Below are 21,249 nucleotides of genomic sequence, written 5' to 3'. Positions count from 1 at the left end.
GAACCCCGGCCTTTCCGCCGCAGGTTCCCTTTTATATCAGTTCCATCCATATTTCCCACATTGCTCCCGCCATTTATATAGCCACTCCAACTGGCAGTCGAAAAATTCATCATCCACACAGTCCATGCCGAATACCTCAACAATCGTGGCCTGCAGGGCAAAATGGTAAAGTGCGATCAGATCATAAAATGCTGCCTCCTCCTCCGGCATAATGTCACTATATTTTAAATACGCAGGCAGGAAGCGGGCAAACACCTCACGGGATTTCTCATAGCCGTTCTCCTGAAACTCAAAATAATCGGTCATATTACAGATTAATACCGGATCATACATGGGAAAACCTTCACAGGAGGTATCAAAATCCAATATGTAAAGTCTCCCGTCGCCCGCCTTATGGATATTCCCCCGGTACATATCCCCATGACAGTACCCCGTCGGCAGACCCCTGATCTTTTCCCATAAAGCCTCGCCGTATGCAGCGAACTCTTCAGCCCTGGGATACTTCTTTTCCCGCAGAATATCTATGTACCTGCCAATATAAAAGTATTTATCCCGCTTCACAAGCGTGCCGGGATACGCCTTCATCGCGCTGTGAAATTTCCCCAGCAAAGCACCAATTGCCTCCGCATCCTGTTCCGGATCCACTTCTTTGCCTTCTATGAACTCATACAGAATATAAAGATGCTCTCCGTCTTCTTCACTCGTATGGACACAAGGTGAGCCATCCCGGGTAAAAATAACCGGCGGCACGGAAAATCCCTGTTTCATCAGAAATACATGAATCTCCAGTGATTTATGCACCGTATCAAAAAACGCTGGTTTCGTAATCCGCAGGAAATACTTATCCCTGCCGGAAAATACAGCATAAGCCATACTGCCGCTGTCCCGTACAAACTCCAGACTGTCAAAACACACGGGATAGTGCTCATTCAATATTTCCAGAATCTTTTCCTTCTCCATCATTTTTCCCTCTGTTCCTTAAACTCTTTTAATTCTGGTTTCACCCACCCCGGCCGGTAATATTCATGATTCAGATGAATCAGCGGCAAACCCGTCCGTTCCTGCATCTTCTTTGCCAGAGTACTCTTCCCGGCCCCGCAGCATCCGATAACCAGAAATTTTTTGTCCATAACCCTCTACTCCCGTTTTCCATTATATCACAGAATGCTTTTCTTTCCCCTTCCCTACGATCATGATATATTTTTATTACATCTTTTGCGGATTGCACAATGTATACCCGCAAATGCGGGCTGCTGGAAGAAAGCCCTTGGTATTCCAGTCATTTTCCTGACAGTCTCCGGTGACGAGGCAAGTGTTAACCGGATTTTAACAGCTATCATTTGAAGACCGCCGGAAAACCTTGCAAGCGGCCCTGTATTTCATCTTGACATTGACGCAAGGTCAAGTGCTATTCTGGACATATACAAAACGAGAGGAGCAGAATTTATGGAGCTGGTGAAAATAACCGAGCTGACCGGTATGCTTGGCATCACATCCCGCAGCCTGCGTTACTATGAGCAGGCGGGACTGATCCGCAGCGTCCGGCCGGATTCGGGGAAGTACAGGTACTATGATGCCGCAAACATCGAGCGTCTCAGGCAGATCCTTGTGCTGCGCAAAATGCAGATTCCCGTCAAAGATATCCTCCGTATCTACGAAAGCGAGGATATGAGCGTCGTTGTGGAGACCTTTGTCAGCCGCATCCGCGCCATAGACGAGGAGGTAAACGCCTTAACCGACCTACGCCGCATCGTTAACGATTTCCTTGCGACAATGACGCGGAACGGAATCACTAAAATTTCAGCGTTGCCGCTTTTATATGAAAGTATGGAAAAACAGCTGGATTCCCTGGAAAATAACAGGACCGGAAGCTATAAAGAGCTTGCCTCAATATCGGACCGTCTGACAAAGCCTGTGCAGCCTTCCCTTGTGCAGCTGCCCCCCATGCGGATTCTTTCCTCCTGCCTTAAGGAAAACAGCCAGATCTCCGATGTTGAAGGCTTCTCCCGCTGGGTGCAGATGCATGGAATCCCCTCAGGCAGGCCGGGCGCACATGAACGCTTTGATACCCGGACGGAGGCCGGTGATATCATTCTTCTAAAGCTTGCAAAGGACTTCCAAAACAGCAGCCCCTATCTGGATTACTATTGGGAAGGCGGCCTGTTTGCGGCGGCCGATCTGTATCTGGATGAGGATATGAACGCCGGCTTTTGCAGCCTCCTGTCAGCCTTTGATAACAATCCCTATTACGAAATAGACTATACCCATGGCGGCCGCCTGCGGCAGGAACCCCTGCTGGAGGATCTGATATCGCCGGACAGCCGCCGCGAGCTTGTCTCCCTGCTGGTACCGGTGAAAAAGCGCCTGCCGGATCCCAAACTTTTCAAAGCCCCGGAGGAAATACCGCCAGATTCCATTACGCCTGAGGAAATCGAACGGGCCAATCCCGTGCTTTGGTCGAAGGATGTCCCCATGGATCAGCTGATACCCATCAACCATCCGCATTACCGCGTCACTGAACAGGGGGAAGCGGAGTATATTTCCTGGATCAGCACCCGGGTGCTGTCCACCAATGTGGAAGTCCGGCTTCCTTTCCGCGTCGATATTGATTTCCGTATTGGTGAAGAAAGCGGGGGATGGGGCCATGGCAAAAAAGAAGAAAGCATCCGTTTCCACCATGGCGACGATCTGAATTTTCTGTTCGGTATCAATATGTACAACCATACCGACGAAAGGCTTTCCCGGAAGGCCATTTGCTTCCACCAGCCGGTATTTGGCGACTATTACAGCTTTCCCGGACGGGGCGCAATCCTGCCTGAGGTGTATAATCACCTGACCTGGATTGTGGGCCAGAATCATTTTGCGGTCATTATCAACGAAGAAATCCGCTACTGCGGCAGGAATTTCCCGTATATGTCCGTTAATATGTATCAGGAACAACCCCGGCCGATTATTCTCGGCTCCGACAGCTCCATTAAAAAATATTACCGCGCCATACGCATTTCGCAGCTGGCACAGCTTCCAAAAATCAGGATACAGAAAGGGGCATTAACCATGGTTACCAGACAAAGCAATAATATCATACCCAATATCCACCGGCTTATCACCAGCGAATTCGGAGAAAATTACTGGTTCAGCGGCTGCGCCCGGTACGTTATGGAATCGCTTGGCGAATATACCGCGGAGCCTGACTTTGGCTACTGGTTTTTCGCAGGTCTGACCGGCGATATTCTTGCACAGGTATATTCTTATGAAAAATATATGGGAGAGGCCGTATCCTCCTGTATGTTCAACAGCATGGGCGGCAGCTATTTTCAGGGAATTTTTGAAAAGTGCGGCTATGCCTCCACCTTTGTAAGCCTGGAACAGCTTTGTTCCAACAGGGAAATGTATCTGCAGACGCTTATGGCCTATATTGACAAAGGCGTGCCCGTCATTGCCGTCACCCGTTTTGGCGGGGACGCTCCCTGGGGTATTTATGCAGGTTATGAGGAATACGGCAGAACCCTGCTTTATTTGTCGGGTGATAAAACGGAGCCTGAACGGATTCCCGCACAACAGGCAATCGATGAACAACAGACAGCGACCTATGCCGGCCAGGGCTGGCTGTTTATCGGTGAAAAGAAGCGCACAGTGGATTTGGCGCAGGTCTACAGGAATATTATTATCGATATGCCCCGGCTGCTCACCGTAAAAACGGACGGGTTCTGTTTTGGCCCGGAAGCCTTCCGCGCCTGGGCTGAGAGCATAGAAAGCGGAAAATTCGACGCTATAAGCCTTGAAAGCTTTGAGGACGGCTGGGATTCCCATATCAGCAATATCTGCAACATGGCGACTAATGGCAGCTGTGTTTTTACCTTTCTCGACAGAGCGCGGGAACTGAATCCTGATTTTGCCTTCCTCGAGGATATCGGCAGACAGTACAGGCGCACGGCGGAAATCTGGAATAACGACAACGGAAATGATTTGGAAGCCCTGGGCGGAGGCTTTAATGTCACTCTCCCCAACCTTCAGGACAAAACCAGGCGCGGCAAAATTGCCGCAAAAATAAGGGAGGCCGCCGCATGTATGGATAAGGTACTTGAAATTCTGCACGCCAATCTGCCTGAACGTCCGTAACAACCGACGCCTGCCAGCATCTTCTCTTGATTTTTCCCCCACTGCCCTTTACAATAAGAGAAAAGCGGCCCTTGAGCCACTTTTCTCCAAAGGAAACTGCTGCGTTCCTCCTTTTCCTCATGGAAGGAGTGAAAATGTGCAGTAAAGTGACGCTTATTACAGAAGATATGCTCGCAGGCGTTTATCATCAGATAAAACCTGCCGGAAGTGTCGGAACAGGAGCCTTAATGCTTACAAAAAAGCAAAAAAATACGCTGCTTTATATTCTGTTTGTTTTTATTTTGTGCTCTGCCGCCATGGATTTCGAATTTCTCGTCCTGAAAACGGACGAAACCTTCCTGGCGGAAAATATATTCTGCAAGCTTTTTGCCCTCCTCATGATTTATCTGTGTCTGGAAGACCGGAAACTCACCTGGAGAAGCATCGGCCTGCGCCGCAGCGGTATTACCAAAGGTATGATTCTGGGTTTTTCCATCGGTATTATTACCTTCACGGCCTCATACCTGGTGGAATTCATCCTACTTCTTATCCTTGGCAAATCTCCCAGGCCTGGTTTTTACCTCACCAGTTTTTCCCTGACCAACCGGACAGCCACCAAACTTACCGTCTCAGCGATCCTTATCTGCATTGCCGGAAATATCATAAATGTATTGGCAGAGGAAGGCCTTTTCAGAGGGCTTTTCTACAAGCTGGGCCGCCGCGCCCTTTCCGCAAAATATGCCAACCTGCTCCAGGCGCTGCTTTTTAGCATCTGGCATCTGATTACGGTTGTTGTATGGTACAGGCAGGGCAGCCTGACAATTCCCTCTGCGCTGCTTTTCGGCGCCGGCTATCTCCTCACCGCTGGTATCTCGGGCTTTGCATGGGGCCTGTGCGTCACGCTCACCGGTACTCTCTGGACAGGTATCTTCCAACATTTTTTTAATAATGTTATCGGCAGCTTCCTGCATGTAGTCACAGCTACAGGGACAGATGAGCTTCAGATATTCCGGCTTGCGCTGTCCAATGTGCTTTCCCTCCTTCTTGTCATACTGCTTGCAAAACACAAAAAACAGCCGGCCGGCCGCAGGCAGCGCAGCATGAAATCCATGCCCTCCAATGCAGTGCGGCGCACGGATCCCAGCCCTTCCAACGCAGGGCAGCGCTCAAAATCTTCAATTCCCCCTGCCGGAAAGGCATCAAAACCAGGACGGCGCAAACGGCGGGGCAATTAACTCCGATATAAGCCGCCGAAGCATAACCGCATACTGAAACATTCCCCCGGAAGCTGCCGCTTTTGCAGTCTTCCGGTTTTTTTATTACAAAATAGCATTGACATCCACAGATTACCTGCTATACTGTAATTACTACGACAGACATAGTACGACAGATGAAGTAGAATAAAAAGTTCCCCTGGCCTGGCAGATTGTTTCCGCCGCCTTCGGGAGTTAAAAGGAGCTGATGAGTTGATAAGCAGTGATGTCATCCGCGGCTACAATGATACCTTCATTCTTTTCTTTCTGCTGGACGGCCCCTCTTACGGCTATGAGATTTCAAAGCATATCAGAGAGCAGTCCGATGGAAAATACATTATTAAAGAGACGACGCTGTACTCCGCCTTCACAAGGCTTGAGAAAAACGGTTATATTGAATCCTTTTCCGGGGATGAGACAAACGGAAAGCGCCGTACCTACTACCGCATTACGGAAACCGGCCGGCGTTATTATGCGGAAAAGTGCGAAGAGTGGAAAGTAACCAAGGAAGTTGTTGAACAGTTCATACGTCTGTAAAGAAAGGAACCCTATGGAAACGATTAGAATTTATCTGGAAAATATGTTTAGCAGATTACCCCGTACTCCTGAAATAATCAAACTGGAGAACGATATGCTCCGGACAATGGAAGATAAATACGAAGAATTAAAGATGGAAGGCAAATCGGAAAATGAAGCCATAGGAATCGTTATTTCCGAATTTGGGAATATTGATGAGCTTATTGATGAGCTGGGCCTGCTTTCCACAGCCGCAGAGAACGGCGCCGGCAACGGAAACGGCGGTTTCCGGGAAACAGGGAATTCTGGAGACGCCTCCGGCAGCTGTCAGGCGGAAGGCTTTGCGGACTATGACAGCGGGGATATTTACCTGTCCAGGGATCAGGTGGAGCAGGTAATCTCCGATACAAGAAAATACCACCGCATGATGGGCATCGGCATAGCCCTCTGCATTATCGGCCCTGCTTTTATGATACTTCTCGGCGGCATATTTTCACCTGACAGTCCCACCGCCGCCGGATTTATTCGTGATTTTTCCAGCCTTCACGGGCTGCTGACCCTGTTTCCCCTGTTTCTGGGCCTGGCCGTCGGGCTGAGCCTGATTATTTACGGAAGCAGCAGACTGGAGCAGTACAAGTTCCTGAAGCATTCCAACCTGATAGTAAGCCCTTCCCTCCAGTCGTTTATCATGAGTATGCAGGCTGATTTCCAGCCCCAATATGCTGTGATTACAACAATAGGCATTGTGCTGTGCGTGCTTTCTCCCTTTATCCTGATTATCATTTCCCAGATTGGTGAATCCACCTTCCTGGGCGAGGAAAACGGAGGGACCATCGGGGTTTTCTTCATGCTTCTCTTTATTGCCATCGCCGTATATCTCTTTGTAACCTCCAGCGGCGAAGAAGAAATTTATAAAATTCTGCTGCAGGAAAAGAAACGGAAGGCGGAAAAAAAGGAAGAACACTTCACCCATTCCTCAAATAGCACAGCAAAGACGATATCCCTGATCCTTTCCGTCTACTGGCCCCTTGTCACCTGCTTTTACTTTGTATGGAGCTTCTTTATCGGCTCCTGGTCAACCAGCTGGCTCATCTGGATTCTGGCCTCTGTTGTCAGGAATGTCCTCAGCTCCGTCCTGAAGGATCTGGAACCGGAAAAGAAAAAGAAAGAAAAAAAGAAGGAAGCGTAGCCTGCGCTTCCTTCCTTTTACTGCAACGGCATTTCCGGATTGATTTTATGCCGCCTATTTACCGGCTCCTTTTATGCCGCCGGTTTTTCTATAACAAATTCCTGGACTCCCATGAATCCGGGCGATACCTCATATTTTTCAAAGCAGACTACCGGGTTGCCATCGGCATTGATATAAAAATTTGTATTCTCATCTACCGTTTTAAATCCGTCAATTGCCGGCACATCATCCTCCAGCTGCTTGCCGATTCCCCAGTAAACCACGTTTTCATCCGCCGCCGACCGTTCCTCCATCTGGCGCAGGATGCTTTCATTGGCGATTTCCACATAATTATCACCCAGAAGATCCCGAAGGGTGAGCTCACGGTTCGAAGCCAGATCCAGGTTGTAATAATAACGCACCCCATAGGCCGCTACCCATACCTCATCCGTGGTCAGCACCATGGAAAGGATATTTCCCTCCTGATACTTCACCTCGTAATCCACATTGACGGCAATATCACGGTTGCCCCATTCCTCCTCAGTTCCTCCGGTAGCAAAAAATGCATCCTTATATTCCGCGAACTTCTGCTTTGCTTCCGCCACATAATTATCCACTATGGACTGGATTTCGGCATTGATATCCCCTACAAAGGTTTCCTTCTGCTCTTCCGTGCTCCCTGCCTGCCCCTCTTCCACCTGGCTTTCAGGCTGGCCTTCCAGTTGGATTTCCGGAACCTTTACCGTAATATCATGTCCTTCATCCTTCTCGTGGTAGGAACGGATGGTCAGAACCTTTGCCAGGGAACCGATAACAGGAAGCTCACTCATTTCCCTTGCAAACACTTCACTTGTGTTGAGACCGATTGTCATGCAGACGAGCAGCGCTGCCGCGGCTGTACCGCAATACCTGAAGATCCTTACGGTATTGCGCGAGCGATGCTTTTTTAACGATTTCTCCTTATCCATGGAATGGATAGCATTGTTCACCACATCGTTCAATTCTGCCGGGATTTCTATATTATCATAAACTTTTTTTCCATCTTCAGGCTTTCTCATAATTTATCTCCTCCAAACTTTTTTCCAGTTTTTTAAGAGCTGCATACAACCGTGATTTTACAGTGCTCAGATTCGTTTTCGTTACCTCGGAAATTTCCTGAAGGCTCAGCTCCTCGTAGAAACGAAGTACGACTACCGTTTTCATTTCCGGCGGAAGCTTCTGTATCTGTTCGTAGACTTCTCCTGATCCTGCGTCAGCTTTCAAAAAGCCCTCTTCCTGGTATGGCTCTTCTCTCATCTCCGATGGTTCCGTACTGATTTCTTTTTTATGCCTGCGCAGATACTGCAGCGCTTCATTTACTACAATACGGTAAAACCACGTCTTCATTGCAGCCGGGTTTCTGAGTCCCCAGCATTTCTCCAGCGCCTGGCATATGGAATTCTGAACCACATCCAAAGCGCTGTCCCTGTCCTGTACATAACTATAGGCCAGCCGATAAAACTTTTCCTGGTTTTCCAGGATATAAGCCACTGTCAGGTCATAAATATCCTGCCTCATTTTAATCCTCCTCCTACTTGTTTTACGGAGCAAAATGCGAGTTTCCCTGGCGAACAGGGGATTTTCCTCCTGTATGCGGGTATTCATCCTGAGCGGATTACCCTTTCAGTATGGAAAAGCCAGGCTGTTATCGGCCGCTTTTCCGAATGGTCCGTTGTCCAACGTTTCCTTTCATACTATAGATGTACAGGTTTGGATAAAAGTTTGAAAAATAAATTATTTTTTGAAGGCAATAATTTTTTGTTCTGTCTCCTTCACGGATTCCTCTTGGAGCTTTTCCAGTATGGGAAAGCCTTTGACGCTTTCGGCCGCATATGTTTTCTGCAGCTCATATTCCAGCGGCAGCCACGTACTGATATCACTTTGATTATGCTGGATTACTGCTTCCAGCTTGTCTAACGCCTTATAGACCCTGGCCTCCTTTGTCTGCAGCGCTTCCATTTCTTCAAACATTGCATGCAGCTCCTGATACAAAGGATCCGGCAGCTCCCGGAGCAGTCCGTCCACCGCCAGCTTTTCTATTTCCTCATGCTCCCCCGTTTTTTCAAAGGTAGGAATATCCCCTGTTACGGCCTCGCCCAGATCATGCACAAGGCACATCCGGATAACCCGGTCAATGTTGATCTCCCCCAGTTCATCCTTCAGCAGGAAGGCCATAAGCGCCAGCCGCCAGCTGTGGGCAGCCACATTTTCCACAACTCCGTCCGACGTTACGCAGTGCCTTGGCACTGACTTCAGTTTTTCCGCTTTCCCCAGAAAATCAATTAATTCCTTAGCTTCCATACTCTCTTCCTTTCTTTTTATACCCGGCCTTTTCTTTCCTGAAAGGCGCCGGAGTAAATTCCTGTCCGTCACAAAAGCGCCTTACAAACGGCAGACCGGACTGCCAGTGCATTGGCACCGGACACACGGCTGTTCCTCAAATCTAAAAGTAACCGTACCCTTCCAAAGAGTACGGTTACCATTATAATGCTTATGTACTTAAAAATGTAACTGTGAGGGTACTGAAAACATACCTCAGAATCTGAATTAGTATGCGATCATATCCTGATCAAGCGCGCTGATAGCATCATCGCTGATTCCGTAATATCCCTGCGCGTCCTTCTCCACCTTTACAATGATGGACTTTTCTGTCTGATATCCCAGATTGGCCATATTGCCGTTGATTGTGTCTACCACCAGCTTTGCCAGCGCATCGTTAACCGCCTGCTCATCCGCATAATCATCCGCATTCGCATTGGCAATGAATTCATCCACTGCCGCGCTGATAGCGTCTTCGCTGTTAACAATAACATCAATAGGGCTGATTACCACTTCTACGTTGAAATCATCGCCGTTCTTTACAGCTTCCTTCACTTCAAATTTGGACTTGCTGTAAATCTGATGATACATATCAACGATTTCCTGATATACCTCATCAGAAACGGTGTCCAGTCCATAATACTGGAGGAAGAAATCTGCTTCGACTTCCACACCCTGTTCATATTCTTCCTTTGCTTCTTCAGCTGTAATATCTACCATCTCCATATAAGCTGCGGAATCTCCGAGATAGATATTATTCAGTACGCCCTGTACGTACTTGCTGGCATCAAACCCGCCTGCACATGCGGTAAGCGCCAGTGCGGTCACCATTGCCACTACTGCTGCGGCCATTTTCTTCATTCGCATAACTATACTATGCCTCCCAAATTGTGAATATTTTGTGTCCTACATAATATTACCCTTTTGGTCGACAGGTGTCAATGGAGTAATTATTTATTAAGAATATTTTAAATATTCGTAACGGTTCACCACTATCACGCTTATCAACAAACTCCCTTTCATAACAGTTAAGGTTTCTGAGCCGCCGCATCACTTACGCTCCGGACCGCCCTGCCTGCCAGATATCTTGACAAATTAAAGCTCCTGATTCCCATTCTATCCGCTTTGTCCTGCATCCTACTGAAATAACTCTGCATGGCCATGGAATTTTCCGTCAGGTAAGCATAATTCTCCGGCTTCGCCAGCACCGGTGCAGCGTCTGCGGAAAGATGGCTCAGATAATTGAAATCCCTGTAACTGTTCTCCGCCTGCTCCGCCGCGTTCCCTTCCAAATTCACATATTGGATGTTATATCCGGCAATCCAGTAATCCGGCTTTGCAAAGGCAAGCACCAGATAGAAAACCGTCACCACCATCATACAGTACCGAAACAGCCGGAAATCCGGGCGGAAAATAGTAACGATAATCCCCGCCAGCACAAAAGCCGTCACCGCCAGCGCCCACAGCACAATAATCCTCAGAAAGGTAAGCTGGCAAATCCTGATATACAGAATCATACGATATGCACTGGAAGCCACCATAATATAGGTACAAAGGGAAATTACGGTGAGAATGGCCTTCAGCACCCTGCTCTCCCTGAAAAAGCCCAGACATACCAGCACAATGGCCAGATTGATCAGACATACCGCCAGCAGCTGGAAAAAGCCCTGCCTTGCGTAGGATGAATACGTATATCCTTCAGGCAGCTTCATCTGCCCCATAAAGAGATATACAATCTGAATCATGCTGAACACCAGATACAAAGCCGCCAGCACCGAGGTAAAGGTAATCGCCAGCACCGGCTCCTGATTCCGGTTTTCCTTACACTCCTCCTTAATAACCCTGCTGTTCAGCATGGCAATAAAACAATAGGAACCAAGGAAGCCGAAGGCCAGCATACACAGGATGCACAGAATACTCAGGATATTAATGTGACGGAAAACCCGGACAAACAGATCCCTGAACACTGCGTCCGCGCTTACAAGAAGCGCCAGGATTAACAGCGTCAGAGGCACTGCCACCAGTATTCCCAAAGCCACATACCGGCCCTTTCCATCCTTTTTTCCCTCCTGGACAGCCTTTACCCGCCATGCGGCACCGTCGCTGAAGGGCCGCCCCAGACAGGCCACCGTTTCCAGCAGACACTGGCCTATGGCAAGCAGAAATTTGGAAAAATTCCATTTGCTGTCATCTAAATACTGATGAAGCATCAGGCTGATGGTGAGAAGAAAAAGTCCTGTTTTTGTAATGAGCTGTATGCTCAGATTGTCTGTGAGGAAAACGGATACGCCCAGCAGGAGCATGCTCACAACGGTGAAGGTACTGTCTTTTTTCAATGGAACCCCTGACCTTCTGGTACATAAGCCAAAATAGATAAGGGTTCCTGCGACGAAAAAAGGGTAGGTGATCCCCGATGCATTTTTATACAGACAGAATGTGTAAAACAGGGCATACACCGCGCTGGCCCATCCGAAAAAAGGAAAATTCCCGCGCATAACAGCCGTGCGCCGCTCTTCCTCCAGCCGCTGTTCTTCCATCCTGAGCTCCTCCGCCCTCCGGCGTTCCTCCTCCGCTTTCCGGCGCTGCTCCTCTTCCGCCATCCTCCGGTTGTTTTCTTCCATATAGTTTCCGTTTACCATGTCCATTCTTCCATAATCCATTCTGCTCCGGCTCCTTTCAAAGACTTTTCAGCTCAATTGCCCCATCCTCTTCCTCATCCTCCACATACTGCAGAATATCACCGGGCTGACAGTCCAGCGCCTTGCAGATGGAATTGAGAGTGGACAGACGTACCGCTTTTGCCTTGTTATTTTTCAAAATTGACAGGTTGGCAAGAGTGATATCCACCTCTCCCGCCAGCTCCGTCAGGCCCTTTTTCCGTTTGGCCATCATAACATCCAGATTAATAATTATCGCCATCTTCCACCTCCTAAATTGTCAGGTCATTTTCCAGCTTATAGGCCACCGCCCGGTCAAAAACCTGGCTCAGCACTTTGCTGAACAGCCCCGCAATCACAAATACGAGGATAACGATCATCACCGCCGGCGTCAGATACAACAGCAGCCTTCCTGCGGTGACAAGGGCGATCAGGAAGCTGTAGGTCCCCATCCTGTTCAGGCTTTTCACATTTGCCTCCACAAAACAGTCGTTGGCAAGCACCGTACGGAACATATTCCGCAGTTCATACAATATCAGCTCCGCCAGCACGCCGGAAATCGCAAATAATATCACCAGATGAATATAAAACTGTTCAAAATAGGAATTGAAATACCCGTAAATCTTCACGGAAACCGGCAGCGTCACCGTTACCACAATCCCTGCAAAAAACATAAAATCCAAAAGCCCCTTTGTAAAACGTGTGAGTGTATTTCCCTTCATCCCTTCCTGTCCTCCTGCAATCATTAAATAAACCTTTCAACCACATACAGCCTTGCGGCTTCACCATCAAACAGAAAATATACGCAGGATCCATCCTGCTTCTTATCCTTCCCCATATCGGTAACCGATTCAAAATCCGGATACCATTCCTTCTTCCCGTCCAGCCCGTCAAGAATCTCCACAATCCGCTTCCTGTCGGCATCCTGCAGTCCTTCCGCGTTCCCCCATACGGGAACCTCCTTCCCCTCCCGGTATTCAAATACATGATACCGCTCTCCGTCCCCATGAAAGCTGGGCCCGCTGTCAATCTCATAAACCTCCACACATCCTGCGGGAAGAGAAAGCCCCCAGTTATTCCTGATAACCTTCAGGTAAGAATTCCTCCCCGCCGCCCGCTGTATCATTGGAAGCCCTGCCGCCAGGACGACCGCAATAACTACTGCAATCACTGAAATCAGTTTCTTCTTTTTATTTTTCATTGTCCATTCTCCTTTGCAGCGGTACAGCAGCCCATAAAGTTTCCTGTTTCTCCCATGTATCTCATCCCTTTTCCATAAAATAACACTATGCGCATTGAAAGTCAATATGTTTTTATTGTTTTACAATAAATATTTATTAAGTTAAGGAAAGTGCATTCAAAATATTATATTTATTTATTTGACTTTCCGGCAAATTAATGGTAAACTAATATAGAGGCAGTCCCGGGTGAATGGCTGCCGCACCGATAAATGAACGCAGGTAAAAGTCACTTAATTAAAGTGGCTTTTTCTTTTTATAAGCAACAAGTCAGGAAGACGTGCCTGTGCGTGCAGCTGACGACTGCCTTGAATATCAGATATTCCAGGATTTCAGGATAAATGCCTGGTTATTTACAGCCGGATATCTGGCTTGAGGCGCAATGGATACACGGGAGGCCTCCCGCTATCCGGAAAGAGGTGGTTTTATGGCAATACAACGAGTTCTGATAGGTTGCCCCGTACGTGAAAAAAGCAGTATTCTCCGGGCATTTCTGATTTCCCTGAAAAGTCTGCTTCACAAAGATTTTCTTATTGATTATGTTTTTGTTGATGATAACGAAAAAGAAACCTCCAGACAGCTTCTGTCTGCTTTCAAAAGAGATGGCTCCTCAGTTACGGTTTTACCTGCAGTAAAAGGGAAAACCGAAACGAGTGAGATAACAGATATAAGAGATGAAACCAGGCTGGTACGCGTGGCCGGATACCGCAACCGAATTATCCGTTACGCCCTGCAGCACGATTACGATGGACTTTTCCTTGTGGACTCGGACCTGATACTCCATCCGCAGCTCCTGGAATATCTGCGCGCTTCCGGGAAAAAGGCTGTTTCCGAGCTGTTCTGGATAAAGAACCGCCTTGGCACGCTCTCCCGCCCCAATGCATGGCTCATGGAAAAAAGGGCTTTGGATTCAGACAGCCGCAATGCCGCCATGTATAAAAAAGAAGCGGAACGAAGGAAACAGAAATTTTCCAACTGCCTGAAAACCTCCGGGATCTACCAGGCCGGCGGCCTTGGCGCCTGCACCTATCTGGACCGGGAAGCCCTTACCGGGGGCCTTCGTTTCACACCCGCCCCCAATCCGGACACCCATGACAAAGATATATTTTTCTGCCTCCAGTCTTCCTCCCCTGACCTTCCACTGTACGTGGACACCGTATATCCGGCATACCATATACATCTGGACAAGGACCTGGAAGGCGCCCTTGATTATATCAGAAAAAGCCGAAGCACACAGCTCACCTTCAAAGAGCCCATCATAAACAGCTTCCGCTATAAACTGGAAACCCCTGCAATGGTTTAGGAAAGATAATTATCCGTCCCATTCCTCCGGGAATCTGCTGAGAAAGAACCACAGCTGCGCGCAATCCCGCCTGATCCGCGGCCGCGCTGCTGCCCTTCTCACAGATTCCCTTTTTAATCCCTCCGTATATCACAGGTCCCGCAAGCCGCATTAATCCGCAGCCTGAAAGGAACCTCCGCACTTCTCCTCCAGCACATGAATCGCATGATAAAACATTTCATTTACCGGCGTAGCAATTCCCAGCTTGCGTCCATATTCAATTACAGTCCCTGCAAACATATCAATTTCCGTCCGTTTACCTGCCTCCAGATCCTGCAATGTGGACGGCTTGTTCTGAAATGGAAGCGCCATCAGCGTTGATTCCTGCCTGTCCATATCCTCTTTCCCCAAATCCACTCCCAGCTCCTGCGCAATCAAAACTACCTCTTCCATCGCCTTCCTTCTGATTGCATTGGCATGATCGCTCGTTCTGAACACCCCAAAAGGAATTCCCAGAAGCGCGCATGTCAGGTTCTCCCCAACATTGCACATGAACTTAAACCAAATTCCCTTTATCATATCCGGATCAATAATATTCGTTATGCCGCAGCGGTCAAAAACCTCCTTAACCGCCAGCACCCTGTCCGTATAAGCGCCTTCCTCATTCAGCTTTTCCCCGAAATGGATATTCCCCAGCGCCGGATCATAGCTGGTACACCCATCCTTCATCACAACGGAAACCCGCATATAAGAATAAAGCACTTTGTCCTCCCCATACGTCTCTATTACCCGCTGCTCACTGTCCACACCATTCAGCACCGAGAGAATCACCGTATTCTCTCCCACCTGGTTCCGGATATCCTCAATTGCCTGATCCAGCCCATACCCCTTCACGGCAATAATCACCAAATCCGCAGGCTCACCGCACTCTTTTGGATCAACCACAGGAAAATACCGGCGCGTACCATTTATTACAATTCCATTTTCCTCCAGCCGCTTCTTCCGATCCCCTCCGGCGATCACCCTGAAATTATCTCCGAACTCCTCATAAAGCCTGGGTGCGAAATACGCTCCCATAGCCCCCAGACCAATCAATGCCACCGTATGAACCTGCCTCATATTCTTCTCCTTTTCCCTCATCAGCAAAAATTTCCCGTATCTTTTCAGCGCCGCGAATCCCTGCAGCCTCAGCCCTTTCCGCCCGTCCAGGGCCGCCGGGACTCCCCGCATTTCTACTCCAGTTTAATTCCTGCCAAAGCTTATGTCAAACGCCATTTTTATTCCCTGCCCACACCAATAAAATACATAAATCTGACTAAGATAATACATTTTTTTCCGGCCGCCCTTATTGTAATATCAGGCTGAGGGACCTACTTGGGAAAGCCGCGCCAAACGCGGAGAATGGGGTATTTTATGAGCAAACTTATACTTGATTTCAACTGGCTGCTGGGACACCTGCGCCGCATCTACTTTATGGCTCTGCCCGAAAACGAAGAAGACTACGAAAAAAGCCGCGGCTACTACATAGCGGGGGATTCCGCCACACAAACCATCGCCCAGCTGGCAGGCGGGACCTTCCTCGTCTCCTTAATGCTCTCTGTCAACATCCCGGACGCCACCATTGGGGTCATCACCTCCATGGCGAGCTTTGCCGCCCTTTTTCAACTCTTCACAATGCAGAAAATCAACCGCCTCAAAAAAAGGAAGCTCTTTGTCTCTCTCTGCGTCCTCCAAAAACTCTTCCTCGCCCTGATATTCTTCATCCCCCTCATGTCCCTGGAAAACCACGCCGCACAATTCCTTATCATTGCAGGCTACTTTTTTGCCCAGGCCTGCACACAAATCGGCACCCCCGCCACCCAGGACTGGATCGCCACCCTCGTCCCCATGGAATTACGCGGCCGCTACTTCTCCCGCAAAGACGCCATCGCCGTATTCGTCACCGTTACCACCATGCTCATTGCAGGCGTCATCATGGACAAAACAGCCGGACCGCTCCAACACATCGGCTTTCTCATCAACGGCAGCCTCATCCTCATCCTGGTAATCCTTAACTTCTGGGCCTTCAGCTGCATGAAAGAGCCCCGCCATGCCCGTCTCAACGCCTTCGGCCAGGAAATGCACGGCCACCTTGCCAGAAAAAACAAAGAAGACGCCCCTGCCAGACAAAAAGGCGTCCTGAAAACAGAAATCCTCGAAGCCTTCCGCAATCCCGACTTCCGCAAGGCCTTCTGGACCAATATCCTGTGGCTTACCGCCTTTTACACCTCCTCCCCCTTCAACACCAGCTACCAGATAAAAGATCTCAGCCTCCCATTCACCTTCATCATGGTAGTGGGCTTCTTCGGCAACCTCATAAGAATTGCCATCACCCCCATGGTAGGCCGCATGGGAGACCGCTACGGCATGGCCTGCATATACAAATACTCCCTCGTCGGCATACTCCTCAACTTTGCCTTCATGGCCCTCTCCGTCCCCTCCAACGCCTACCCTATGACCATTGCTGCCACCATCTTCTCGGCAATAGGCTGGAGCTTTGCGGGCATCGGCCTCTTCGGCATACAGCTTGAACTCATAAACGAGGAAAAAAGAACCCTCCAGCTCTCCATCCTCTCATCCATCGGAGGCGTTTACGGCTTCCTCGTCTCCTTCCTCGCCGGCCGCCTCCTCTCCCACCTCCAACACACCCCCCTAATCCTGGCCGGCCGCCCCCTCTACGCCCAACAAATCACCAACACCCTGGGCGTCCTCTTCCTCACCGCCCTCATCCTCTACACCAAATTCGTCGTCCAAAAAAGAGAAACCCAACTCCACCCCTAACCCCTCTCTTATCCCTTGTCCTTAAAAACCTACCCCAGGAGGCCGCCGCCTTTCCATGGGGGCAAGCAGGCTGAATTAGAGCAGGGAGTTTCTCCGCGGACGGCCAGGGCCTTTCTGGAAGATGGGGGCGTTTATTCCGGCAGACTCCGGCTGAGGTATGTTTTGTGAAAGGGTCGTTTAAAAACGTCGGTCCTTGCGTTGTGTCCTTTACAACGCTAGTACCGCTACGTTTTTAACCGAGCGAAAGCGTACCCGCTCACAAAACATACCTCAGCCGGAGCCTGCCGGAATAAACGCCCCCATCACGCCAGAAAGACCCTGGCCGTCCACGGAGAAACTCCCTGCTCTAATCCAGCCTGAAAAGCCCCCATGGAAAGGCGGCGGCCTCCGTCTCCACTACATAAGGCGGATGTGTTGGATGGCTCCGCTCTCCTGGAAAATCTCCCACTCAGCGATATTTACCGCATGATCCCCAATCCGTTCCAGATACTTGGCAATCATCAGCACATCCACACAGGCATCGATATTATCCACACCCTCCTGAAGCATATGCACCAGATCATCCTTCACCTTGGCAAAAAGCTCATCCACCACATCATCATGCCTGATCACCTCATCCGCGGCCCTGCTGTCACGGTTTACAAAAGCACCTACCGCATCATGCACGATTTCCTTAGCCACCTGCAGCATACCCGTAATATGCCTGGAATAAGCATCCAGATCACAATCCCGCAGACGAAGCATCAGCTCCGCAATATCCGCAGTCTGATCCCCAATCCGCTCAATATCCGTTACTACCTTCAGGGCGGCGGATATCATCCGCAGATCCCCTGCAATCGGCTGCTGCCTGGTAATCAGGGAAAGACACTGGGATTCAATGCTTCTTTCCATATCATTGATCACCCGATCTCCCCTGATAATCTGCTGCTCCAGATCTGTATCCTTATTTTCCACCGCAGTCAGCAGCAGATTAAAGGACTCCTCCACTGCCGCTCCCATTTCCGCCAGGCTTTTCCGCAGGCTGTTTAATTCCTCCAGATACATACTTCTCGTCGTCATAGCTTTAAACCTCACTCCTCTGCTCTGTTATCCGAAACGCCCCGTAATATAATCCTCAGTCCGTTTATCCTTCGGCCTTGCAAAAATATTAGACGTAATATCCTTTTCCACCACTTCCCCCACCAGAAAAAAAGCGGTTTCATCAGAAACCCTGGCTGCCTGCTGCATATTGTGGGTAACTACCACCACCGTATACTTTTTCTTGAGATCCTCCATCAAATCCTCGATTTTTAACGTGGAAATAGGATCCAGCGCTGATGTTGGCTCGTCCATAAGCAGCACCTCCGGCTGTACGGCAAGCGCCCTGGCGATACAGAGCCTTTGCTGCTGCCCTCCTGACAAACCCAGCGCGGACTTTTTCAGCCGATCCTTCACCTCATCAAAAATAGCAGCCCCTTTCAGGCTTTCTTCCACAATTTCATCCAGCCGCGCCTTACTCTTAATCCCATGAATCCTGGGACCATAGGCAATATTGTCGTAAATACTCATCGGAAACGGGTTGGGCTGCTGGAATACCATGCCCACTTTTTTACGAAGCAGGGTTGTATCCACCTTTTCATCATAAATATTCTCGCCGTCCAGCGTGACCTCTCCGTCAATTTTTACGCCGTCCACCAGATCATTCATGCGGTTCAGCGTCTTTAAAAAAGTGGATTTCCCGCATCCCGAGGGACCGATAAAAGCGGTAATGGCATTGGCGGTAATATCCATATCCACATCCTTCAGCGCATGGTTGGCGCCGTAATATAAATTCAGCTTTTTCGTACTTATTTTTGCATTATTCATTCTCATACCTCCGGCATATCACAGTCCTGCCTGCAATACTGCATCAATCTCTCTTTATTCTCTCGTTTCCACATTGAACTTCCCGGACAGGTACTTTGTGAGCATATTGATAAGAAGCACCAGAACCAAAAGCACCACAGCGATTCCGAAGGCCTCTCCATACTGTGCCTTAGACATGCACAGATACAGCTGTATGGTAAGGGTGCCCCCTGATTCCAGGATTTTGGTAAGAAAGCCCATGCCGCTCTTTGGAAGAAGGAAACCGCTTCCCGCAGTGAACAAAAGCGCTGCCGACTCACCCACGATTCTGCCCACAGCCAGGATAATACCGGTTATAATACCCGGCATGGCGGAGGGCAGAAGAATGGTGCGTATCATATACCATCTGGCAGCCCCCATTCCCAGCGCCCCGCTCCGATAGCTTTCCGGCACTGTTTTCAGCGCTTCCTGCGTGTTGCGGGTAATGAGAGGCAGCACCATAAGCGTCAATGTAAGGGCGCCGGTTATAATGGAATAGCCAAGGCCCAGGGTATTTCCGAAAAAAACCATGCCGAACAGGCCAAAAATTATTGAAGGGATGCCAGAAAGGATTTCCGTGGTAAACTCAATGGTACGCACCACTTTTCCAGGTTTGGCATATTCATTCAGATAAATGGCCGATCCCACGCCGATGGGTGTGGCAATAACCAGCGTAATAACAACAATATACAACGTATTTAACAGATTTCCCGCAATGCCGAAGGTTCCCTTCAGGCTGCTGGGAACTGTCGTCAAAAACTGCCAGCTGATACTGGAAATCCCTTTTACAAAGGTATAACAGACAATTCCCGCCAGCAGGAGAATGGACAGGGAAGCCGCCGCATAAATTGCCGCAGTAATCACTATGTCAGAAACTCTGACCCTTTTTACCAGAATACTTTGATCCATAATTTATCTCCTCACATCCACAGAGTCCGCCGCCTATTACGCCTCTCCCTGAACTGCCGCGCCGGCCCTGTTTTTCTTTTCCCCTGCCGTCCCACAGCTTTTGCCCTCGCTTCTGCTTCCCGCTTCTTTTACCTTTTCCTGCGTATCCTTTGACTTCAGAAGCTTTGTCAGACACGTATTGATAAGCATGATAAAAGCAAATAAAACAAGCCCGATGGTAAACAGCACTTCCCTGTGAAGTCCTGAAGCATAGCCCATCTCACTGACAATTGCGGTGGTAAGAAAACGAACGGAATGAAAGGGCAGCGGAAAATTGACGGAGCTGCCGGAAACAAGCGTGATCGCCATGGCCTCGCCTATTGCGCGTCCCACACCCAGGACAACCGCCGTTATAATTCCCGATTTGGCCGCAGGAAGCATCACCCTGAAAATAGTCTGTATCTTGGAAGCGCCCAGGGCCAGGGAGGCGGATTTATATTGGGAAGGCACCGCCCGCAGGGCGGACTCGCTGATATTGATTACCGTAGGCAGTATCATAATGGCAAGCACAATGACAGCGGAGATCAGATTGGCACCGCCTGTGAACTGATGTGTCTCTGAACCTTTGAAAACCGCAGTTTCCACCCGGTACATCAACGGGTTTAAAATCATGATTCCCAGCAGGCCGTAAATCACGGAGGGAACGCCAGCCAGCAGTTCCACCGCCGGTTTTACCACGGCAGCCAGCTTTTTCGGCGCTGCCTCCGCCAGGAAAACGGCGGTCAGCACACCTATGGGCACTCCGATTGCTATAGAAAACGCCGTCCCAACAATTGAAGTCAGAATAATATAAAGGATACCAAAGCTCGGTTCCTTCGCCGTGGGCTTCCAGACCGTCCCGAACAGGATATCCTTAAGCCCCACCTTAAACAGGGCCGGTGTCCCATTAATCAACATATATAAAGTAATGGAGAAAACAGCCAGAACGGCAAAAAAAGCACAAACAGTAAATATGATTTGGGCAGCCTTTTCCACTGCATTTTTGGAATGCCTGCCCCTTACAATTGAAAAAGCCATTTTCATAATATATGTTCCTTTATCCCCGCAG

Annotated in this window: 21 protein-coding genes; 6 read left to right on the top strand and 15 right to left on the bottom strand. The window is 49.2% G+C overall.

What is annotated here, in order from left to right; all coding sequences use genetic code 11:
* Positions 1 to 36 precede the first annotated feature (36 nt).
* A complete protein-coding gene (locus tag DXC51_RS00745; RefSeq protein ID WP_243003091.1) occupies positions 37 to 963 on the bottom strand; it encodes a phosphotransferase enzyme family protein in 927 nt (308 codons plus the stop codon).
* Positions 960 to 1,130, bottom strand: coding sequence for a P-loop NTPase family protein (locus tag DXC51_RS29395; protein ID WP_181969997.1), 171 nt, complete (start codon positions 1,128 to 1,130; stop codon positions 960 to 962). Before DXC51_RS29395 ends, DXC51_RS00745 begins: the two co-directional genes overlap by 4 nt.
* A gap of 316 nt (positions 1,131 to 1,446) precedes the next feature.
* On the opposite strand from DXC51_RS29395, the gene DXC51_RS00740 reads away from it, so the two are divergent.
* The 4 genes from DXC51_RS00740 (at position 1,447) to DXC51_RS29390 (ending at position 7,056) form a co-directional block, all read left to right on the top strand.
* A complete protein-coding gene (locus tag DXC51_RS00740) occupies positions 1,447 to 4,119 on the top strand; it encodes a MerR family transcriptional regulator (RefSeq protein WP_117543310.1) in 2,673 nt (890 codons plus the stop codon).
* A gap of 227 nt (positions 4,120 to 4,346) precedes the next feature.
* Positions 4,347 to 5,333, top strand: a complete 987-nt coding sequence (locus DXC51_RS00735) for a CPBP family intramembrane glutamic endopeptidase (protein ID WP_117543588.1) — start codon at positions 4,347 to 4,349, stop codon at positions 5,331 to 5,333.
* Between the two features lie 231 nt (positions 5,334 to 5,564).
* Positions 5,565 to 5,888, top strand: a complete 324-nt coding sequence (locus tag DXC51_RS00730) for a PadR family transcriptional regulator (protein WP_021635126.1) — start codon at positions 5,565 to 5,567, stop codon at positions 5,886 to 5,888.
* A gap of 13 nt (positions 5,889 to 5,901) precedes the next feature.
* Positions 5,902 to 7,056, top strand: a complete 1,155-nt coding sequence (locus DXC51_RS29390; protein ID WP_181969996.1) for a permease prefix domain 1-containing protein — start codon at positions 5,902 to 5,904, stop codon at positions 7,054 to 7,056.
* 71 nt (positions 7,057 to 7,127) lie between these two features.
* On the opposite strand, the gene DXC51_RS00720 is transcribed toward DXC51_RS29390, so the two are convergent.
* From DXC51_RS00720 to DXC51_RS00685, 8 genes are all read right to left on the bottom strand, one after another.
* On the bottom strand, positions 7,128 to 8,093 hold the full coding sequence (locus tag DXC51_RS00720; RefSeq protein WP_021635124.1) for a DUF3298 and DUF4163 domain-containing protein: 966 nt from the start codon (positions 8,091 to 8,093) through the stop codon (positions 7,128 to 7,130).
* Positions 8,080 to 8,592: an RNA polymerase sigma factor gene (locus DXC51_RS00715; protein ID WP_025488051.1), complete on the bottom strand. Its 513-nt coding sequence runs from the start codon at positions 8,590 to 8,592 to the stop codon at positions 8,080 to 8,082. Before DXC51_RS00715 ends, DXC51_RS00720 begins: the two co-directional genes overlap by 14 nt.
* A gap of 216 nt (positions 8,593 to 8,808) precedes the next feature.
* A complete protein-coding gene (locus DXC51_RS00710) occupies positions 8,809 to 9,375 on the bottom strand; it encodes an HD domain-containing protein (RefSeq protein ID WP_102287260.1) in 567 nt (188 codons plus the stop codon).
* A 246-nt stretch (positions 9,376 to 9,621) separates the two neighbouring features.
* Complete coding sequence (locus tag DXC51_RS00705; protein WP_146045254.1) at positions 9,622 to 10,260, bottom strand: hypothetical protein; 639 nt, start codon at positions 10,258 to 10,260, stop codon at positions 9,622 to 9,624.
* A 161-nt stretch (positions 10,261 to 10,421) separates the two neighbouring features.
* Entirely contained in the window at positions 10,422 to 12,053 is a 1,632-nt protein-coding gene (locus DXC51_RS00700) for a DUF4153 domain-containing protein (RefSeq protein ID WP_117543308.1), read from the bottom strand.
* Positions 12,054 to 12,069: 16 nt separating this feature from the next.
* A complete protein-coding gene (locus DXC51_RS00695) occupies positions 12,070 to 12,312 on the bottom strand; it encodes a helix-turn-helix domain-containing protein (RefSeq protein WP_025488048.1) in 243 nt (80 codons plus the stop codon).
* A gap of 10 nt (positions 12,313 to 12,322) precedes the next feature.
* Complete coding sequence (locus DXC51_RS00690) at positions 12,323 to 12,772, bottom strand: DUF2975 domain-containing protein (protein WP_117543306.1); 450 nt, start codon at positions 12,770 to 12,772, stop codon at positions 12,323 to 12,325.
* Positions 12,773 to 12,795: 23 nt separating this feature from the next.
* Positions 12,796 to 13,251, bottom strand: coding sequence for a hypothetical protein (locus DXC51_RS00685; RefSeq protein ID WP_025488046.1), 456 nt, complete (start codon positions 13,249 to 13,251; stop codon positions 12,796 to 12,798).
* A 464-nt stretch (positions 13,252 to 13,715) separates the two neighbouring features.
* On the opposite strand from DXC51_RS00685, the gene DXC51_RS00680 reads away from it, so the two are divergent.
* Complete coding sequence (locus DXC51_RS00680) at positions 13,716 to 14,591, top strand: glycosyltransferase family A protein (RefSeq protein ID WP_147332325.1); 876 nt, start codon at positions 13,716 to 13,718, stop codon at positions 14,589 to 14,591.
* 150 nt (positions 14,592 to 14,741) lie between these two features.
* Here DXC51_RS00680 and DXC51_RS00675 read toward each other — a convergent pair whose 3' ends face one another.
* On the bottom strand, positions 14,742 to 15,689 hold the full coding sequence (locus DXC51_RS00675) for a ketopantoate reductase family protein (RefSeq protein WP_117543586.1): 948 nt from the start codon (positions 15,687 to 15,689) through the stop codon (positions 14,742 to 14,744).
* A gap of 294 nt (positions 15,690 to 15,983) precedes the next feature.
* Between DXC51_RS00675 and DXC51_RS00670 the strand changes: the two genes are divergently transcribed.
* Positions 15,984 to 17,390, top strand: a complete 1,407-nt coding sequence (locus DXC51_RS00670; protein WP_025488042.1) for an MFS transporter — start codon at positions 15,984 to 15,986, stop codon at positions 17,388 to 17,390.
* A 396-nt stretch (positions 17,391 to 17,786) separates the two neighbouring features.
* Here the strand turns inward: DXC51_RS00670 and phoU are convergent, their stop codons facing one another.
* Genes phoU through pstC form a run of 4 tightly spaced genes read right to left on the bottom strand, consistent with a single transcriptional unit; the run spans position 17,787 to position 21,224 of the window.
* Positions 17,787 to 18,449 carry a phosphate signaling complex protein PhoU gene (phoU, locus tag DXC51_RS00665; protein ID WP_025488041.1) on the bottom strand — a complete coding sequence of 221 codons (663 nt, stop codon included), beginning with the start codon at positions 18,447 to 18,449 and terminating at the stop codon, positions 17,787 to 17,789.
* A gap of 27 nt (positions 18,450 to 18,476) precedes the next feature.
* Complete coding sequence (gene pstB / locus DXC51_RS00660; protein ID WP_102287255.1) at positions 18,477 to 19,235, bottom strand: phosphate ABC transporter ATP-binding protein PstB; 759 nt, start codon at positions 19,233 to 19,235, stop codon at positions 18,477 to 18,479.
* 54 nt (positions 19,236 to 19,289) lie between these two features.
* Positions 19,290 to 20,162: a phosphate ABC transporter permease PstA gene (pstA, locus tag DXC51_RS00655; protein WP_021637784.1), complete on the bottom strand. Its 873-nt coding sequence runs from the start codon at positions 20,160 to 20,162 to the stop codon at positions 19,290 to 19,292.
* A 36-nt stretch (positions 20,163 to 20,198) separates the two neighbouring features.
* Complete coding sequence (pstC, locus tag DXC51_RS00650) at positions 20,199 to 21,224, bottom strand: phosphate ABC transporter permease subunit PstC (protein WP_117530857.1); 1,026 nt, start codon at positions 21,222 to 21,224, stop codon at positions 20,199 to 20,201.
* Positions 21,225 to 21,249 lie beyond the last annotated feature (25 nt).

The organism is Eisenbergiella massiliensis (assembly GCF_003435485.1).
This window is presented reverse-complemented; position numbering and strand designations above follow the sequence as displayed.